The organism is Shewanella sp. QJM3NY_23 (assembly GCF_056173105.1).
This window is the reverse complement of sequence record NZ_CM149657.1, coordinates 550,623-568,600: the sequence shown is the minus strand read 5'-3', so window position 1 is coordinate 568,600 and position 17,978 is coordinate 550,623. Positions and strand designations below refer to the sequence as shown.

General features: G+C 45.4%; 16 protein-coding genes and 2 tRNA genes. 10 read left to right on the top strand and 8 right to left on the bottom strand.

The genetic code is table 11. The annotated features are described in order from the left end of the window. Window positions 1–51: 51 nt before the first annotated feature. The 6 genes from AC0VXX_RS02685 to AC0VXX_RS02660 all read right to left on the bottom strand — a co-directional run bounded on the left by AC0VXX_RS02685 (window position 52) and on the right by AC0VXX_RS02660 (window position 6,255). On the bottom strand, window positions 52–1,350 hold the full coding sequence (locus AC0VXX_RS02685) for a cell envelope integrity protein TolA (protein ID WP_475515803.1): 1,299 nt from the start codon (window positions 1,348–1,350) through the stop codon (window positions 52–54). Between the two features lie 54 nt (window positions 1,351–1,404). Continuing rightward, window positions 1,405–2,115, bottom strand: a complete 711-nt coding sequence (locus AC0VXX_RS02680) for a hypothetical protein (RefSeq protein ID WP_475515802.1) — start codon at window positions 2,113–2,115, stop codon at window positions 1,405–1,407. Window positions 2,116–2,125: 10 nt separating this feature from the next. Further along, window positions 2,126–2,809 carry a C39 family peptidase gene (locus AC0VXX_RS02675; RefSeq protein WP_475515801.1) on the bottom strand — a complete coding sequence of 228 codons (684 nt, stop codon included), beginning with the start codon at window positions 2,807–2,809 and terminating at the stop codon, window positions 2,126–2,128. Between the two features lie 71 nt (window positions 2,810–2,880). Beyond that, window positions 2,881–3,957, bottom strand: a complete 1,077-nt coding sequence (locus AC0VXX_RS02670; protein ID WP_475515800.1) for a hypothetical protein — start codon at window positions 3,955–3,957, stop codon at window positions 2,881–2,883. A gap of 24 nt (window positions 3,958–3,981) precedes the next feature. Next, window positions 3,982–4,650 (bottom strand): hypothetical protein, encoded by a 669-nt coding sequence (locus AC0VXX_RS02665; protein WP_475515799.1) that lies wholly within the window; start codon window positions 4,648–4,650, stop codon window positions 3,982–3,984. A 192-nt stretch (window positions 4,651–4,842) separates the two neighbouring features. Beyond that, the gene (locus tag AC0VXX_RS02660; RefSeq protein ID WP_475515798.1) at window positions 4,843–6,255 is read right to left on the bottom strand and encodes a sigma-54-dependent transcriptional regulator; all 1,413 of its coding nucleotides are present in this window, start codon (window positions 6,253–6,255) and stop codon (window positions 4,843–4,845) included. A gap of 323 nt (window positions 6,256–6,578) precedes the next feature. On the opposite strand from AC0VXX_RS02660, the gene AC0VXX_RS02655 reads away from it, so the two are divergent. The 9 genes from AC0VXX_RS02655 (at window position 6,579) to AC0VXX_RS02615 (ending at window position 17,088) form a co-directional block, all read left to right on the top strand. Further along, window positions 6,579–7,739 carry a hypothetical protein gene (locus AC0VXX_RS02655; protein WP_475515797.1) on the top strand — a complete coding sequence of 387 codons (1,161 nt, stop codon included), beginning with the start codon at window positions 6,579–6,581 and terminating at the stop codon, window positions 7,737–7,739. 54 nt (window positions 7,740–7,793) lie between these two features. Beyond that, the gene (locus tag AC0VXX_RS02650) at window positions 7,794–8,372 is read left to right on the top strand and encodes a SprT family zinc-dependent metalloprotease (protein WP_475515796.1); all 579 of its coding nucleotides are present in this window, start codon (window positions 7,794–7,796) and stop codon (window positions 8,370–8,372) included. A 208-nt stretch (window positions 8,373–8,580) separates the two neighbouring features. Then, a complete protein-coding gene (locus AC0VXX_RS02645) occupies window positions 8,581–9,318 on the top strand; it encodes an endonuclease (protein WP_475516919.1) in 738 nt (245 codons plus the stop codon). A 3-nt stretch (window positions 9,319–9,321) separates the two neighbouring features. Then, complete coding sequence (gene rsmE, locus AC0VXX_RS02640; protein WP_119977277.1) at window positions 9,322–10,053, top strand: 16S rRNA (uracil(1498)-N(3))-methyltransferase; 732 nt, start codon at window positions 9,322–9,324, stop codon at window positions 10,051–10,053. Window positions 10,054–10,099: 46 nt separating this feature from the next. Beyond that, window positions 10,100–11,047, top strand: coding sequence for a glutathione synthase (gene gshB, locus AC0VXX_RS02635; protein WP_475515795.1), 948 nt, complete (start codon window positions 10,100–10,102; stop codon window positions 11,045–11,047). Between the two features lie 12 nt (window positions 11,048–11,059). Then, on the top strand, window positions 11,060–12,493 hold the full coding sequence (locus AC0VXX_RS02630) for an alkaline phosphatase (RefSeq protein WP_475516918.1): 1,434 nt from the start codon (window positions 11,060–11,062) through the stop codon (window positions 12,491–12,493). A gap of 408 nt (window positions 12,494–12,901) precedes the next feature. Next, complete coding sequence (locus AC0VXX_RS02625; RefSeq protein WP_475515794.1) at window positions 12,902–13,927, top strand: methyltransferase; 1,026 nt, start codon at window positions 12,902–12,904, stop codon at window positions 13,925–13,927. Between the two features lie 280 nt (window positions 13,928–14,207). Further along, window positions 14,208–15,875, top strand: coding sequence for a DUF342 domain-containing protein (locus tag AC0VXX_RS02620; protein WP_475515793.1), 1,668 nt, complete (start codon window positions 14,208–14,210; stop codon window positions 15,873–15,875). Window positions 15,876–16,047: 172 nt separating this feature from the next. After that, window positions 16,048–17,088 carry a site-2 protease family protein gene (locus AC0VXX_RS02615; protein ID WP_475516917.1) on the top strand — a complete coding sequence of 347 codons (1,041 nt, stop codon included), beginning with the start codon at window positions 16,048–16,050 and terminating at the stop codon, window positions 17,086–17,088. A gap of 126 nt (window positions 17,089–17,214) precedes the next feature. Here the strand turns inward: AC0VXX_RS02615 and AC0VXX_RS02610 are convergent. Together AC0VXX_RS02610 and AC0VXX_RS02605 are read right to left on the bottom strand one after the other, a co-directional pair. Continuing rightward, window positions 17,215–17,301 (bottom strand) — tRNA-Leu (locus AC0VXX_RS02610). A 66-nt stretch (window positions 17,302–17,367) separates the two neighbouring features. Continuing rightward, a tRNA-Leu gene (locus AC0VXX_RS02605) sits at window positions 17,368–17,452 on the bottom strand. Between the two features lie 315 nt (window positions 17,453–17,767). Between AC0VXX_RS02605 and AC0VXX_RS02600 the strand changes: the two genes are divergently transcribed. Continuing rightward, window positions 17,768–17,896 carry a DUF3149 domain-containing protein gene (locus AC0VXX_RS02600; RefSeq protein ID WP_110455829.1) on the top strand — a complete coding sequence of 43 codons (129 nt, stop codon included), beginning with the start codon at window positions 17,768–17,770 and terminating at the stop codon, window positions 17,894–17,896. Window positions 17,897–17,978 lie beyond the last annotated feature (82 nt).

Sequence of the window (17,978 nt, the reverse complement as noted above, 5' to 3'; positions counted from 1 at the left end):
CATCGCTATAGTCATATTTTGAGCAAGATTACTTCTGTAAAATGTCAACAACTAGAAACGATACGGGAAACGTAAGCTTAATTGATAATCGGGCGAATCTTCGGTTAAGCCAGCACCTATGCTTGTGACCATAGACAGGTTCTCAGTTAGCGCCAATGTCGCGCCAAGGCCAAGCGATGCGGTATTGGTATCTGTCCTAGTGATATCTTGCCAATCACTGCCTTTAGGACGCTGCTGAGTTTTAGCGAAAAACCTCTGGTTAAAGCTCATTCCAATACTCATTCTTTCTGACACCGCAAATGCAAGCCCCAAACTGTAATCAATGTAATCCCCTAAATCGATCTCACCGGGCGATAATCCAGGTAGTCCTGATAGATCGCCATATTCTTCAGGGATAAAGGTGCCGTAGTTGAGATTAAAAAATACAATTGCTGGATCGTAGGTTTTAGCCAAACTAAAACCAGTTGAGAGCCCTACCACGCCAGCACCCGTGGCAATATCCACAGGATAGGTTAAATTACCCGACTCAGAGGACTGTAGCTCAATACCAAAAGGATCTGTGCCCGTAGGCAAACGTACCCTGACGTTCCAAACCCAATCGGGCCAACCATTGCCCTCGGTCATCACCCGATAGTAAGCGGCTAAACTCATATCTCCAATTTGCCCACCTTCAACCTTGGCAGACTCATATAGCTGGCTCGAATTCCCCTCACCTACCGACTCATATTTATTAAGGCGATACACATAGGGAAACCCCATTTCGAACTGCCATTGGTCATTGAGTGTATAGCGCGTAGTTAAATCAAGCTGGACCGTATTAGAGCGAATTCTATCGAGGTTTAAGTTACCTAAAAATATGGCGTCCAAGGCAAGAAAACCACGTAAGACCAAGTCTTTACGCCCATAATAACTGTAGGTCATAGAGGGTTCGATTGTTAACTTACGATCAAACACATTATGCGCCTCTTGCAACACATCATCTGTGCTGCGAGAGCGTTCCGGTTCCTTTTTCACTTGTGCTACCGAGGTTGAAGACTCTGGCTCTTGAGCACGAGGTTGTTGCGGTTGTCGCTCGATCTTTTGAGCTGTTTGCTCCTGCGCATCGGTGGTATTACGCTGGGATTGATTAAGCGTTGCTTCTTTCGCTAAGATTTTTTGCGCCATTTGATTAATGGCTTGCTGCTGCATCTGTGCTTGTTTATTAAGAAAGATGAGCTGTTTTTTTAGCAATTGAAGCTCGTCAGCTTCTGTCATTGAAGGTTGATTTTGATCGTTATCAGCCGCGAAACAGGGGGAATTAACACACGCAATCGATACTAGCAGGGCAATCTTAGTCCATTTGACGTCCATTGATAGTTATCCTTGATTAACTTTTGTGGTCTTAGGCAAATACTCGCCTGAAAACTATAGACCAATTCCCATGATGTCGCGTACCTGTAAGCCCATTAATTGTCGCTCTTTTATTCCAATATCAATTCCTTGATAGCGTATTAATGAGCTGTTGGTGATTTGATTAAACCCACCAATAATATTGATTGATTGCATCAACTGGCCATTACCCTCTTGGGATAATACTCCCTGTGCAAACGATGCTGATTGCAAGTCGACCCGATAACCCAATTCACCGCTTTTAGCAGAATAGAGCACATTACCACTACTGTTAACTAAGGTTTGTCCTAATATGATTTCGACACCGTTAGCCAATGGGTCTAATGCCCCCTGAGTGATATCGAGTTGATTGTTTACGTTATTAAAATCACCTGTGATTTGAATTTGTTGCTGCAAGCCACTCGCCTGTCCAGAAGTGGACAATCCCAGCGAGTTATCTGTTAGCGCTCCTTTATCTGCAATGGTAATGACAAGTTCGGGACGATCATTTGATGCCGACATTTCAATTTGCATGCTCACCTGCTGAGCGACACCTTGAGCATTGAGATATTGGGTTTGCATCAATAAACCAAAGTAAAAATCTTGACCATTTTGGGTATATTTACCCCTCTGCTGAGCCAACTCCTGATCTGATAATGGCGCTTGTGCATCAAAAGCATCTAATGGTAGGTTGGATGCTAAAGCAGAATTGGCCAACAAAATCCCTGTTACTAAGCAAAATTTCATTTTGCCTCCTTTAAAGCATGTCTGCATATTGGAAACCAAACTCTAATAGTTCAGCATCGGTTAATGGCTGCATAGGGCTTAACACGTTGTACGTTAATCTGTTTCTAGGCGTTATCAGCGGGTTGTCTTTAATGTATTGATTGCCTATAACGACAAAGACAATTCCGTTCCATTTGTTGGCAAACTCTTCATAATCTAGAATACGATTCCCAAGTGCGGGATCCCCAAGAAAAACCTGGTTTTCAGTAAACCGCCTCATCACAACAAAATGACTGTACCCACCATCATTTAAAAGCACTATCGCCGGAATTTTTAACTGTAGAAGCTCTTTTACTCCCACCCTATATCCTCTGCCACGCATATTCTGCGTTGCTAAGTAGCGTTTCATATCTAACAAGGAAAAACCTTGCTCTTGCACTAACTCAATATCTGCAATCTCGAGCATACCCAATAATACATGCTCTTCGGTTATTTCATCTTGACCATATCCATACTTAAGAATGCTAGCTAAACTGGCTGCACCACATGAAAAGTCTGTTCTTTGCGGCACCACAAATTCAAACTTACGCTCTCTGATACTTTGGATATTTTTAGTGTAGTTCCCCATGCCGGGGATCATGCCTGTCAACATTATGTCTGCTGCAATGGCATGTTGATGAATGCCTAAGCACAGGCATAACAATAAATACTTCATCTGGGGGTCCTTAGTGATGCAGCAGCTCAAAGCATCTTGAGCCGCTGCGATACTAAAAGAATGTTGAGTAATTATTGTTCAGAAAGGATGGCTCCTCCAGTCATGCTTGTAAGAGACAGGTTGTTCGACTGTAGATTGCCACTACCCGATGCCATATTTACGCCAATATTACCTGACGCATTTTGGAAAGCTCCACCCGCTATAGCAACAGTATTAGTGGTTTTTTGAGTGACGGTTTCAATAAAGAAAGGCATTGAACCAGTCACGGTACCAGCTAAAGTCTGCGTACCGGTTTCAGTGAAAGCATGGGTATCTCCGTCAGGGTTTTCACCATCCATATCAATATGACCCCATAAAAAGGCATCATCACCGTTGTCATGGGTACCATCATCTTGCCAAATGGTTGGATAAAATGGGCCATTTTGATCGATATCGCCATCATAAGTACCCGTTGCATTAAGTGTAAACGTCATATCAACAGATTCAGCAGTATTCTGCACAACGCTTTCATTTAAGGTAATATTATGACCTGAAACTTGGGTGTTTGAGACAGTCGCTTCACCTAAGCTACCTGTATGTGCGGAAGCTGCCATATTATTGGCCTGAACGTTATTGGCACCTGATGCGATGTTCACACCTATGTTGCCCGAGGCCCCACTGAATGCTGAGCCACTAATGCTGGCACTATTGGTGGAAGCGTAATTACCCGTACCGTTGAATGTTCCACGTTGGCTACTGAAAATTTCAGCATCACCAGAGCCAAAAGCAAACGAGGCGTCTATCGATGCGAGCGCTGCAGAATTCCCCTGCACGTTATTATCGCCTGCCGCTTGGTTTACCCCAATATTACCGCTGGCATTACTAAAAGCCTCATCGGAAACAGAAGCCGCATTATCAACATAAGAGTTACTGACAATATTAGCGCCCACTTCTTGATTGTTCTCAACCACAGCCATACCTAGGCCATTAACCCCGATATCACCTGAAATGTTAACTTTACCTTTATATGCAAGATCCTTGGTAACACTCACTTCCTTTTTGAGTTCGACAGAACTATCTGAATCTGTTTCACCGTTGGCAAACGCATTGGCACTAATTGCTGCACTAATACACATTACTAAGGTTAATTTCTTCATTTTCATTTCCATTTTCCATTTCTCCATTAGGATGATTTAATTCCCACTTGGTAACTGCAGCGAGAACTGATTTATGGCGGTGTTACCATCGCCAGAAATTTGGTTGATTTGCACGATCCCTTGCACATTTTCAAAACTATCAGGCGCGATAAAAGACTGATTATTATCAAGATGACCAATAGGTAACGCACTGGGACTGGTCACATTTTCAAGTGACTTGTCATCGAGACCAAAACCAACAACAGATTGAAGCGCTATGGCCCCAAGATTGGCTTGAATGTTTCCTTGCCCACTGACCTGATTAATACTGATCAACCCTTGGCTATTTTCGAACGCTAACTCTTCGATTGACGTTTGATTCATAGCGTCACCGTAAGTGCTGTCGGCTATGTAAGGGTTTTTCTGATTAGAGAGGATGACGACTTGCCCACCAATTGCGTGGCTATTGGTTTGTAGGTTTTGATCGCCAGCTGATTGATTAATTGCCACTCGGCCCTGAACATTTAAAAAAGCCTGCGGCGCGACAATAGCGGTATTGCTAGGCGAACTAAGGCTATAACTCTGGATGCCGACACTGGGGTTTGCAACACTTGAGCTACCTGCGTTGGACTCTCCCACATCAGGGCTATTACTATCGGCAGCAACAGTACAAGCCATCGCGCTCAATAATAAACATAAACACCGTTGTCCGTAACTTAGTCTCATTTAGCCCTCTTCATTTAGATTGGTAGCAATCATGTAATGAATAGAGCAAATAACAGGCCAAAAAATGAAACGTTAAAGATCAACGCCTTATATTATTAATGAAAAAAACCGTCTCAAATTTAAGACAAAAAAATAATAAGACCTTGATCTTATTATCTTTAAAAATTAACGTCAGCGTCTCACTATTGAGAATTAAGAATCGATTGCATAAATGTCATGCTTATCAATTAGGCGGTATAGTGTCGCTCTTGATATTTGCAGATCACTTGCCACAACATCCATTTTTCCGCTATGTTTTTCCATGACTTGAATAAGGGTATTTTTTTCTACTTCATCTTTAATTTTCTTTAACCCTCTAGCAAAACAGGATTGATTCATTGAATTTTCAAGTTCTAGATCAGAGGCTTGTATAATACCAGTTTCGCATAGTAGTACCGCACGACGAATACGATTAATTAATTCACGCACATTACCTGTCCACTGGTGCTCTAACATAGCGACTTTAGCTTGTTCGCTAAAATGACAAACTCCTACAGCATACTCTGAGGCATATTTCTGACAAAAGTGCTCAGCAAGGGAGATGATATCCTCCTTACGGTCACGCAGTGGTGGCAACTCAAGCGTGAGGCCATTTAAACGATAAAACAGATCTAAGCGGAACTCACCGCGTTTAATCGCTGCATCTAAATCGATATGTGTCGCGGCAACAATACGCACATCAACAGAGGTCGGCTGACTTCCACCGACTGCATCAAAGGTACCTTCTTGTAAAAAACGCAGCAGATTAACCTGTTGATCCAGTGGTAAGTCACCTACTTCATCCAAAAATAACGTACCGCCATGAGCTTGGCTTATTTTGCCTTTATGCCGGTTTATGGCTCCAGTAAAAGCCCCTTTTTCATGGCCGAATAATTCAGATTGCACTACACCTGAAATCAATGACCCGCAATTTACCGCCACAAATTCACCTGATGTACGTTGAGATTTTTGATGTATTTCGCGAGCTATCAGCTCTTTACCCGTGCCACTTTCTCCACGAATAAGAATAGGGATATCGGTTGGTGCCGCGCGATAAATTTGTTTACCTAAGGCCTTCATCACCCGAGAGCACATAATAGTTTTTGAGGGTAAATGCTTTGAGCTATCAGCTTGGGCTGCACACCTTAAGCGCATTCTAATCAAGCCTAATGCGTGCCCTAGAATGCGAGCCAATCGCTCTAACTCAAATGGTGCAGTATGATAATCCCAAGCATATTGAGCAATAAGCATTTGAATATCATCAACTTGAAGTTGCTCCTTTTCAACCATCATCAACACTAAAGTATTTTTATTTAATCGATTCAAAATCAATTCAGCCCAAGCAATTTTATCCCCGCCCCTTAAGTCGAGTAGTAATATATCGGTATTAATGCTAAAGCTTTGTAAATTTTCAGCCACATAAAACTCTGAATAAATATCGTACTTTTTTAAACCACGACATAACACATCGTCATAATCATGACCGATAATGCTAAGACATCTCATATCGAAACTCCCTTTAAGGGCCACAACCCTATGACCACTCCTTATTAAACGAGTGTTTAGATAATTAACTTTTTCTATCAAAGTTAATTATCGATATAACCATAACAAAACGATTTCACGCATAATTTAGAGTAAGAAAGTATAGTAATAAAAAACCGATTAGACGGAGCGAGCGATTAAATTATTCGTCATCCATCTGCTATATAATAGCCACCTACTTGAAAAAGCTAACTAAAACGAGTGATTGTTATTTACTTTATCCATTATCAGCGTCAAGTTTAGGCAACTTTCCATCACCACTATTCTGGTGCATACTGAAGCCCAAAAATACGCCCCATGTTGGTGCTTAGTCACCTGATATTGCGTATGTTTACCGTACAGTTAACAATTGAAAGGATATGGCAATGACTCACTTGCGCTCGGCACTGTTATGTACTCTGCTTGCAACCCACATTATCGCTTTGCCCGTAGCTGCTAAAACGGATATTGAAGAGGCGCGATTACCCAAAGCGAGTGCTGCCATGCCGAATGTGGTCAACCGATATCAGGCGATGGTAGAGGATTTACAACAAAAATTTCGGCGTCAATCAGATGAGTTGGTGATGACCCAAATGGTCGCTCGTCAAGGCGAGCGCTTATGGCAGCAAGCAGTCAGAGACGTACAATCTGGCGGTCAAGATGATAGGCCGCTCTATTGGAGTCGCCTAGCAATGAAAACTCAGTTAAAACAACATCAACCTGCATTTAACATTGCCCCTTGGCAACGCACCATATTGCTTAACGCTGTAGAGAAATCCTCCCGTGGCTTTAGCGACATTAACTTCGATAGTCATAACCAAATCCGCATACTCTTAACGGGCTTCGACCCCTTCTTTCTCGATCGCAATATTGACCAAAGTAACCCTTCGGGCTTAGCCGCTTTAGCTCTCGATGGTTACCGCTTCACGGTTAATGGTAAGCAAGCTCAAATTGAGACAGTTATGATACCAGTTAGATTTGCCGACTTTGACCAAGGGATCATTGAATCACTTCTCACACCTATTTATCGCGATAATAGCGTAGATGCCATTTTTACCGTCAGCATGGGTCGTGATAACTTCGATTTAGAACGCTTCCCAGGCCGTAACCGCAGTGCAGAGGCTCCTGACAACCTCAACATCATGACGGGGGCGACCCCAACGGCACCTAAAGCACCATTACTAGAGGGCAACACCTTAAACGGCCCTGAATTTGTGGAGTTTTCATTGCCAGTTGGCGCAATGCAAAACATCGAAGGACGATGGCCAATCAATGACAATCGTACTGTGACCACATTAACAAGAGGGACTTTTAGCGCTGATTCATTACTCGAATTGCAAAATGCGACCTCGGTTGAAGGCTCTGGCGGCGGTTATCTCTCCAATGAGATCTCCTACCGTGCTGTGCTTTTAGGGCAGCAATTTAATAGTGCTATTAAGGTAGGCCATATTCACACCCCGCGGGTCAGTCGCCACGATGCCGCCACCGAGATGGCGATTGTCGATCAGATAACCACTATGGTCGAAGCCGCTGCAACTCGGTTATAATCCGCACCACCAACAGCGCCCCGCCCCAACAGGGGCGCAAACATAAGATTTAAGATGTATCAACGCATTAACACCCTGATTAAGAAAGGTATGACGCTTAAGGCTTGCTTATCACCTGCTGCAACAACACAATTGCCACAGACAGACAACCAAGCACAAATACTGGCCCAAGTTGACCTTTGTTATCAACACGCTGAGCATCAATTACAGCGCCGTTTTCCTCGCCCAGAAGTTAACTTTAAACTCAGAGGTAAAAGCGCTGGTACAGCGCATTTACAACTCAATAAGTTGAGGTTTAATGCCGTCTTACTCGAAGAAAACCCAGAGATATTTTTAACTCAGGTCGTCCCCCACGAGATATGCCACCTGCTCGTCCACCAGCTTTATGGCCGAGTCAAACCCCATGGCATTGAGTGGCAAACCCTAATGACAACCCTGTTTAAGCTGACACCAAGCACAACTCACAGCTTAGATACCCGCTCAGTGCAAGGAAAAACCTTCGCTTATCAATGTGCTTGTGGTCCGATAGCCTTGAGTATTCGCCGCCATAACAAAGTCATGCGAGAGCAAACTCGTTATCGCTGCCGACGCTGTAAACAGACCCTCACCTTGGCATCACCACCCACGAGGTAGCATACATAATCCACAGCTCAATTCAGGGCAAGCGAACACCAGTGCTCCTCGCCCCTTGCTTAAGCTGCGCCCCATCCCGTAAAATCGGCACCAAACAGCCGAAGTGCTGTCATTAAGCTTGCCATGGCCCTGTCGCGTCACTCGCCACTGTGCCTGGCAAGCTTTGTTATCTTTTTAGGGATTAGATGTGTTAAGAAATATTTATGCTCTGCGCCTTGTGGCGTTGAGGGCTGTGGCGTTGCTGGTATTATCACTGGTATCGGCCAATACCCTTGCCTCGCACCCTAGCAGTTTTAACCAAGCCAAAAAAATTGCGCGCACGATTTACAGTCAAGACCTTACCACCACCAGTTTTTATTGCGGCTGCGACATCACCATTACGGGCAAGCTGTGGCAACCGGATTTTAATCGCTGTGGTTATCAGGTGCGTAAACAACAAAAGCGCGCCAGCAGAATTGAATGGGAGCACATAGTCCCCGCGTGGGAGTTTGGTCATCAACGCCAATGTTGGCAACAAGGTGGCCGTAAACATTGCGGCAAGAGCGATAACCTGTTTAAAAAAATGGAAAGTGACCTGCATAATTTGGTGCCCGCTATCGGCGAAGTCAATGGCGATCGCAGCAACTACCGCTTTAGCCAGTGGAACGCAACACCGGAGCAGTATGGTCAATGTGCCATGGTCGTCGATTTCAAGTCTCGTAAAGTGGAACCACCACCCCATACCCGTGGACAGATCGCGCGTACCTACCTTTATATGCAGCAGACTTACGGCTTACAAATTGCCAAAAGTCAGCTAAAGCTATTTAAAGCATGGGATAAAACCTATCCAGTTGATACTATTGAGTGCCGACGCGATAACGCCATCGCCACACGTCAGGGCAACCATAACCCATTTGTGCAAAGCCAGTGTCAGCAACAAGCCAAGATACAGCAAACTGCGGAGTAGCAGATGAGAATACCCAGAATTTACCAAGCAGGCTCCTTAGACCTAGCCTCTAGCGTTATGCTCGATGCTGAAGCGGCTGGACATGTAGGCCGCGTACTGCGAATGGGCCCAGGTGAACAGCTTGAACTGTTCAATGGTGATGGTCACAATTATGTAGCCGAGATCGTCAGTGCCAGTAAGAAAAATGTCGAAGTGAAGGTCTTAACTAAAACGGTTAACGACAATGAATCACCACTGCACCTGCATCTTGGGCAAGTGATCTCCCGCGGCGATAGAATGGACTTTACCATCCAAAAGTCAGTTGAACTGGGCGTGAATACAATAACACCTCTATTTTCAGAGCGTTGCGGAGTTAAATTATCGGGCGAACGCTTAGAGAAAAAGATTCAGCAATGGCAAAAAATTGTGATTAGCGCTTGCGAACAATCGGGTCGCAGCGTGGTCCCTGTCGTGCGACCCGCCATGGCATTAGCAGACTGGAGCCATGAGAGCAGCACCGCCATTAAGCTCAATTTACATCCAAGAGCCTCGCACGGTATTAAAGGCTTAGCACTTAATACCACGCGTGTACGCCTGCTGATTGGCCCAGAAGGTGGATTATCGGAGCAAGAGATTGCGCTGACAGAACAAGACAACTTTACCGATGTGCTCTTAGGCCCAAGGGTACTGCGCACCGAAACAGCAGCCTTAACCGCCATAAGTGCACTACAACTTAATTTCGGCGACTTGGGCTAACCCACTCGCTACAACGAATGCGCCACAATTGAATAAGGAAAGAGAGATGATTAAGCTTGGCATCGTGATGGACCCCATCAGCGACATCAACATCAAGAAAGACTCTAGTTTCGCCATGCTGATGGCGGCCCAATCTCGGGGTTATCAGCTGTTCTATATGGAGATGCATGATCTTGCCATGGTCAATGGCGTCGCTATGGCGACCATGCGCCCATTAACTGTGCAGCAAGATGAGCAAAACTGGTATCAGTTAGGTGACGCCGTCGACACCCCAATGGCTGAACTCGATGTCATCTTAATGCGCAAAGATCCACCGTTTGATACTGAGTTTATCTACGCCACCTATATGCTTGAGCGCGCCGAAGAGCAAGGCGTGCTAATCGTCAACAAGCCGCAAAGCTTACGTGATGCCAACGAAAAACTGTTTACCGCTTGGTTTAGCGAGTTTACTCCCGAAACCATAGTGACGCGCGATGCTACGCGTATTCGTGCTTTTTATCAACAAAAGGGCGATATCATCTTAAAGCCATTGGATGGTATGGGCGGGAGCTCAATTTTCCGCGTTAAACCAAACGATCCTAACCTTGGGGTGATCATCGAAACCCTCACCAACCACGGTCAGCAATATGCCATGGCGCAAGCCTTTATCCCAGATATCACCTCAGGTGACAAACGGATCTTAGTGGTCGATGGCCAACCTGTGCCTTATAGCTTGGCGCGGATCCCACAAAAAGGTGAGACCCGTGGTAACTTAGCCGCTGGCGGTAGGGGTGTGGCGCAGCCTTTGTCTGAAAGCGATTGGGCCATTGCCAATGCGATTGGCCCTGAGTTGAAAAAACGTGGACTGATTTTCGTCGGTTTAGATGTGATTGGCGACAAACTGACTGAAATTAATGTCACCAGCCCAACCTGTATCAAAGAGATCCAGGCAGCTTATGACGTCGATATTACCGGCATGTTGATGGACGCTATCGAAGCACGAATTAAGTCATAACCTGGAGCCATGATGAAGTTATCAACGCTTATAGCCACCTGCTCACTTGCTACGGCGCTGCTGCACAGCAGCGTGATAAGTGCCAATCCATTATCGCCAGAGGCGGCCCCTAGCCGTCCTAAAAATATCGTGATCATGGTGGGTGATGGTATGGGGCCTGCTTATACCAGCGCCTACCGTTATTATCAGGATAACCCTAGCACTCAAGAGGTTGAGCAGACGGTGTTCGATCGTCTCGCCATCGGCAGTGCCAGTACTTATCCGGCAGCGGTTAGCGGCGTGGTAACCGATTCAGCAGCAGCGGCCACCGCACTGGCGACTGGGGTCAAAAGTTATAATGGTGCCGTGTCGGTCGATACCGATAAGCAACCCATTGATACCATCATGGAACTGGCGAAAAAACGCCATATGAGTACTGGCGTGGCGGTCACCTCGCAAATTAACCACGCCACTCCCGCCGCCTTTTTGAGCCACAACGAGAGTCGCCGCAACTACCAGACATTAGCCAAAAGCTACCTCAATACCGATGCCGATGTCCTGCTTGGCGGTGGGCAAAAGTATTTCCCCGCTGCGCTCATTAAAGAGTTTGAGGCCAAGGGTTATCATTATCTTGCCGATTTCAGCCAGCTATCACAGGTGACGCAACCTAAGGTCATCGGGCTCTTTGCCGATGTGCAATTACCTTGGGCCATTGATGAACCTGAGGCCAATCATCTTAGCCAGATGACAAGTAAAGCCCTTGAATTACTTTCAACTAATCAGCAAGGTTTTGTCTTATTAGTCGAGGGCAGCCTTATCGACTGGGCCGGCCATAACAAGGATATTGCTAGCGCAATGGCCGAGATGCATGAATTTGCCAAAGCTATAGAGGTGGTTGAGCAATACATTCGTAACCACAACGACACCTTGTTAGTGGTGACGGCCGATCACAACACAGGGGGATTATCGATAGGAGCCAATGGCGACTATCGCTGGGACAGCCAAATATTGCGTAACATCAGCGCCAGCCCTACGACGATTGCCGCCGAAGCGATTAGCGCCGATGACTGGCGCACCGTAGTTGAAAGCCGCTTGGGTTTATCACTGAGTGAGCCCGAAACGCGTCAACTGGCAAATGCTCGAATGCAAGGGCACAAGGTGCTCGATAACGCCATTAAACACCTTATTGATATCCGCTCTAACACTGGCTGGACAACCGATGGTCATACCGGCATGGATGTGCAAGTCTTTGCCACAGGCCCTGCGGCAAGCATATTTTCTGGCTATCAAGATAATACCGATATCGCCAACAAAATAATAAGCCTATTACCCAAGGTGATGCCTGCTAAGCAATCCCAAAATCAAGACGCTCCCCAAATTGCGGTGGAGACACCTGCAAGCCCAAAAGCCAAGGCGCAATCACTAACACAAAAGCCTAGCGCCACTAATGTCACGCTCACTCAGTAACAGACACTTACCACAACGTGATTAGCCCCTAACGTGCTTAACTTTACGGCTTAAGTTGGCAAAATACATGAGGGGCTTAAGTGCTGAACTTGGCATTGGCCTATAGGCCTTGGCGGCCTAATTCTGGCGTGCAGCATGGTTAAGTGCGTATGCAAGATGCGCTTAATATTAGCTAATGATGATTAATCGCCACCTTCAATTTATACTCCAAGCACAAGGTATAGATGAAGGTGAAGCTGTAAGATGCCAAGCATTAACAAGTCGCTACTCCAGACTAAAAAGAGACTTAACTCCATATAATTAATAGGTTAGCCAAAAATCAGCTCAGCAGCAGAATAAAATGATTATTTATAATCTCTGCCCATGGGATATAATCCCTGCAAATTTTCCCTATGATATTGGTTATTCGTGCTATCTAATCCATCACAACTGATCGTAAGAAACAGTCATCTACTTGAATCAAAAGATGTTTTACTGCTCAACATCGAAGGCGACTTATTAGCAAAAGAGCTACTGAGCGTCGCGAATAAGGTCAGCACCTTAGCACTGGATTTCAACCACCATTTACCACTATTACCCTACGGCTCTGAGCGGCTACAACTGAATTTTGGCCATCAAATGACCAATGATGAGCGATTCGATTGTGTCGTGCTGTTTTATCCTAAGTCTAAAAGCTTAGCGCCCTACCTACTGAATTTAGCCGGTCTGCACCTTAAACCAGGTGGGCAACTGCTGGTAGTGGGTGAAAATAAGGGTGGAGTGCGCTCACTAACTAAACAGCTACCAAACTACTTTGATGCAGTTAGCAAACTGGATAACGCTCGCCACTGTTTGTTATTTAGCGCCGAGCTAATAGAAGCCGCACCGCAAATGAATCTCAATGACTGGGTCAGCCGCTATACACTCGATACTCCACAAGGCGCATTAACCATCTGTAATTTGGTGGGAGTATTTAGCGAAAAACGTTTAGATGAAGGCACGAAGTTACTGCTTGAACATTTGCCGAAACTCTCGGGTAGAGTGCTCGATTTTGGCTGCGGCGCCGGCGTGATTAGCGCCGCCTTACTCAAAGCAGACCCCGCTATCACAATGGAGTGTGTCGATATTAACGCCATGGCACTAGCCTCATGTGAGCTGACGCTCGCGGCCAATAATATGACAGCTAAAGTCTATCCATCAGACGGCTTAGCACAAACCCAGGGGCAATTTGACGCGATTATCTCTAACCCGCCGTTTCATGATGGCTTACATCGCACCACGAATATCGCCACCCAATTTGTACAAGATAGCGCACAAAAACTCACTCGCGGTGGACAATGGCATATCGTCGCCAATCGCCACCTGCCCTATAGTGAGGCTATCGCTGGCACTTTTAAGGGCGTCAATGTCAGCGCTGAAAACAATAAGTACAAGGTTTACTCGCAACGCAAATGACCTATTGTTAACGCTAGGATGAAGAGATTAGCTAGCCGCCCCCCTGTCGCCTAGCTTTTTTCACTGTAGCCCACTGGCGGAAAAGTGAATTCAACCGCCCCCCATCAAGCCTTAACACCCACTGCTGTTATCATGGCGTATTGATAAATAATTTAATGATTTAATTTGATTAGTATTGCGAGACCCAGCTCAACACTTAGCAAATTAAGGCTTCATTGGCTAAACTTTATGCTGTTATACTCGAGTGACTAATAATAAGAGTCAACTTGTGGAAACACTTATGCTGTCCCCTGAACTAATCGAACTAAGCAGTGATGGTACATTAGCTCAACTCAAAGTGACCCCGGCTATCCACGGCCCCATTTCCGTCGAGATGATTAACCAACTACTTTCGTTGAGCGAATTTTGTCAGCTATATCCACTGAAACCTGTTATCGATAAAGCCGTCATACAAGTCAACCAACTTATCGATCAAGATGACGGCCACAGCCCCCAACTGTTTAACATTGCAGAGCGCCGTGATGGCAAGCTTGAATTTAAGCTTGCCGAAGACAAGATGAGCGCTGCAATGACCCTCACCGCAGCATGGGGTGGCAAGGAGATCAGCTTGCCCAATATTCTTAACGCATTAAAGCAACAAGCTATCTGTATGGGGTTAAGCAAGTTAAAAATTCAATCAGCACTGCAGCAATTAACCCAGCTGCGTCCGGGTGAGCAGTGCACCGAAGTGATAGCCCACGGCAAAGCAGCAATTAACGGTGTCCACGCCAGCATTGAACGTAAAGTGCCCCTGGCGAGAGAACGTTTACTGCAGCCACAAAAGCGCGAAGATGGCACCGTCGATATGCGCAATCTCGGTGAGGTCATCATGGTCAAACCGAATGACGTTTTAATGATTAAAACACCTGCAACTCATGGCTCTGAGGGTTATAAAGTCAACGGCGAAAAGCTCACCCCAGTGATAGGCAAAGATATAAAAATGGTCGCTGGCAATGGAACTCACTTCTTAAGAGATTGCCACAACACGCTTATCGCCAGTAAAGCTGGCCAGCCTGTCGAAACCACTAACGGCATGCAGGTTGACGATGTACTGCAAATAAAAGATGTCGATATCGGTTATGGTAATGTCGATTTTAAAGGCAGCATCTTAATCACAGGTGACGTCCATGAAGGAATGGTCGTTAAAAGCAGTGGCGATATTACCGTCATGGGCTTTGTCGATTCGGCCCACCTTATTGCGCAAGGGGATATCACCGTCAGTAAAGGGGTGATCGGCCGCCAGCTAAAAGATGAGCGACTGTCGACCACTTTAGAGGCGAAGGGGCAGATCTCGGCACAATTTGTACAGTATTCAAATGTTACGGCCGACAAAGATATCCTGATCACCAAACAACTGCTGCACAGTCACACCGAAACTCAATCTCGGCTCACCGTCAGTGATGCCAATGGTCGTCGAGGCGATTTAGTTGGTGGCATAGCCAAAGCGAATAAAGGCATCAAGGCGGTGATCATCGGTGCCACCGCGGGCACCAAAACAGAAACCTATTGCGCCATGCACTTAGGTGAGCTGAAAGAGGCATTAAAACAGCTGGATCAAGGTATCAAACAGATGGTGGTCGCTAGGCTCAATATTGAGTCAAGGTTAAACAAGTTGCCACCAAAAGCCAGTTGGCAAGATGATGAGTTGATGGTTGAACAAGTCAAAGGAATGCTCGAAGAGAAACATCGTATTACCGCCGAATGCGCCCGTGAGGAGGTGGAATACACCTTACTGCAACGAGAAGTGGAAGATTATTATCAGCAATATCGGATCGAAGCCAGTAAACATATTTTTGCCAATGTTGAGCTGCATATAGGCCCAGCTCACCAGCGAACCCAGCGCGAACATGGCCCCTGCATTGTGAACAATCATAATCATGAGATCAGCTTCGACTATAGCCGTCATTGACCAGTGTCATCTCTGTCTCAATATTCTCAGGTATAACTTAGTGTTATACCTGTTTCATATTTAGCATATTTACAGGCATAATTCGCCCATATGATGCCCAATCAACAAGAGATATGACGTGGAACTCCTTAAGATAGACTGTTTAGGTAAAGAGCTAAGATTAGAGGGCTCAATGGCGGGCTGGCAACAACTGTATTGGGGCGGACAATTAGTGTCGGCGCTACCGGCATCTGCCAATAATGAGGGCTTAAAACAGCATCAGTTTGAACTAAAAAATCCATTAGCTGATGGCCAGCCGAGCATCATAATCACCCTATCTATTGACCTAGCATGGCAACCTTTTCATTTAGAATACAGCCTATTAAAAGACGATGACATCATCACTCAAGGCAGCCGTAACAGCAAAGACATAGAACAACAAACACCGGTACAACCGATAGCAGCCAAGCCACAATTTAGCTGGGTTGGTTTAGGCTCATTGGGATTTAAGTTATTTAAGAGTGCCAAGGTGATCAAGGTGGTACTTGCTGGTGCCAGTGTGGCCGCATACTCTTGGCTCTTTTCGCTGCAATTTGCTTTAGCGCTTATCGCCTGCTTAGTGTTTCATGAATATGGTCATATCCGCGCCATGCAATATTTCGGTATGAAAACAAAAGGGATTTACCTTATCCCTTTCATGGGCGGCTTGGCGCTTAGTGACGAAAAAATCAATACCCGTTGGCAAGATGTGGTGATCTCTATCATGGGGCCCACCTTCGGCCTATTGATGTCGCTGGCGGCATTATTGGCTTACTGGGCCACTGGCAATATCTTTTTTGCCGGATTAGCCACCTTTAACGCACTACTAAACCTATTTAACCTATTGCCAATTTTACCCTTAGATGGCGGCCATATTCTTAAAAGCATCAGTTTTTCGATGAATAGTACGCTGGGGCTTATGGCCTGTATCGCTGGCGCCGCAGTGGGTGTGTTTATCAGCTATACACTAGGGTTAGCACTACTGGGTTTCTTACTCTTAATCGGCAGCATGGAGATAGTGTTTGAATGGAAAACGCGTCATCAGAGTCATCTATTGCCATTAGACAGATACGGACAACTCTTCTCGGCGATTTGGTATCTGCTAACGGTTGGGGCCTTGGTAGCTATCATCTGGTATTTCGCGGGTAGCGGCGACGACATGCTCGGCCTGCCATTGAAAATACTACAAAGTTAAGCCACTGAAATCGGCAATAAGAAAGTAGGCCTAGCCCTGCTTTCTTATGCATGGCCATGATAAGAGCAAATTACAGGCATAAAAAAACCTGCTAAAAAGCAGGCAAGTGTCTCTCATCAAGCGATTTGGTACAGATGGCGAGACTTGAACTCGCACGGCCGTTAGGCCACTAGCACCTGAAGCTAGCGTGTCTACCAATTCCACCACATCTGCAATGTCATCGACAAAAAAACCTGCTATAGAGCAGGTTAATTATCTCTCTATGAGAGTATTTGATAATGGTACCGAAGGACGGACTTGAACCGTCACTCCCGAAGGAAACGGATTTTGAATCCGTCGTGTCTACCAATTCCACCACTCCGGCTTATCAAATAGACTTTGCTAAACAACATCTCCTTAGCAAGTGAACAGAATTATACCTTCGCTTTAGCCAATGGCAAGTCTTTTGAACACGATTAATTATCGAATGAGCAAATTTCACTCGCCTGGGAAGTGGATAAACCCAACATCAACCTTGCGAATAAATAACAACACGATCACCAGCACAGATTTAACCAAATTAATGCAGATCAGAAACGCTTTGGCATCATTAATTGATCAAGATCAGCATACTGCATATCTAATAGCGCTAATTTAGCTGTGACATCTTTATAAACATCTGCGAAAGAGGACTTCTCAAATGGCATTTTGGTTAGATTTAATGTTCGGTAACCCCATTGGTTTAATGTCTATGTTAGTTATCTTCACCACCATTGGAATAATGTCATACATCATGTGGCTGTTTATATCGAAGTCAAAACCAGAATAGATAGGGTCTTTTAAGGCTCAGTGTTAATACACATTTCTAATGCAAAGGGGGCTTACGCCCCCTCTTTTTATCTCAACATCAC

What these genes read in the sequence shown, in the direction of transcription:
- AC0VXX_RS02630 (WP_475516918.1), top strand. Translation starts at nt 11,060, where the DNA reads ATGAAGTTATCAACGCTTATAGCCACCTGCTCACTTGCTACGGCGCTG.
- AC0VXX_RS02675 (WP_475515801.1), bottom strand. Translation starts at nt 2,809, where the DNA reads ATGAAGTATTTATTGTTATGCCTGTGCTTAGGCATTCATCAACATGCC.
- AC0VXX_RS02600 (WP_110455829.1), top strand. Translation starts at nt 17,768, where the DNA reads ATGGCATTTTGGTTAGATTTAATGTTCGGTAACCCCATTGGTTTAATG.
- AC0VXX_RS02670 (WP_475515800.1), bottom strand. Translation starts at nt 3,957, where the DNA reads ATGGAAATGAAAATGAAGAAATTAACCTTAGTAATGTGTATTAGTGCA.
- AC0VXX_RS02665 (WP_475515799.1), bottom strand. Translation starts at nt 4,650, where the DNA reads ATGAGACTAAGTTACGGACAACGGTGTTTATGTTTATTATTGAGCGCG.
- rsmE (WP_119977277.1), top strand. Translation starts at nt 9,322, where the DNA reads ATGAGAATACCCAGAATTTACCAAGCAGGCTCCTTAGACCTAGCCTCT.
- AC0VXX_RS02655 (WP_475515797.1), top strand. Translation starts at nt 6,579, where the DNA reads ATGACTCACTTGCGCTCGGCACTGTTATGTACTCTGCTTGCAACCCAC.
- AC0VXX_RS02615 (WP_475516917.1), top strand. Translation starts at nt 16,048, where the DNA reads ATGGCGGGCTGGCAACAACTGTATTGGGGCGGACAATTAGTGTCGGCG.
- AC0VXX_RS02680 (WP_475515802.1), bottom strand. Translation starts at nt 2,115, where the DNA reads ATGAAATTTTGCTTAGTAACAGGGATTTTGTTGGCCAATTCTGCTTTA.
- AC0VXX_RS02685 (WP_475515803.1), bottom strand. Translation starts at nt 1,350, where the DNA reads ATGGACGTCAAATGGACTAAGATTGCCCTGCTAGTATCGATTGCGTGT.
- AC0VXX_RS02620 (WP_475515793.1), top strand. Translation starts at nt 14,208, where the DNA reads ATGCTGTCCCCTGAACTAATCGAACTAAGCAGTGATGGTACATTAGCT.
- gshB (WP_475515795.1), top strand. Translation starts at nt 10,100, where the DNA reads ATGATTAAGCTTGGCATCGTGATGGACCCCATCAGCGACATCAACATC.
- AC0VXX_RS02650 (WP_475515796.1), top strand. Translation starts at nt 7,794, where the DNA reads ATGTATCAACGCATTAACACCCTGATTAAGAAAGGTATGACGCTTAAG.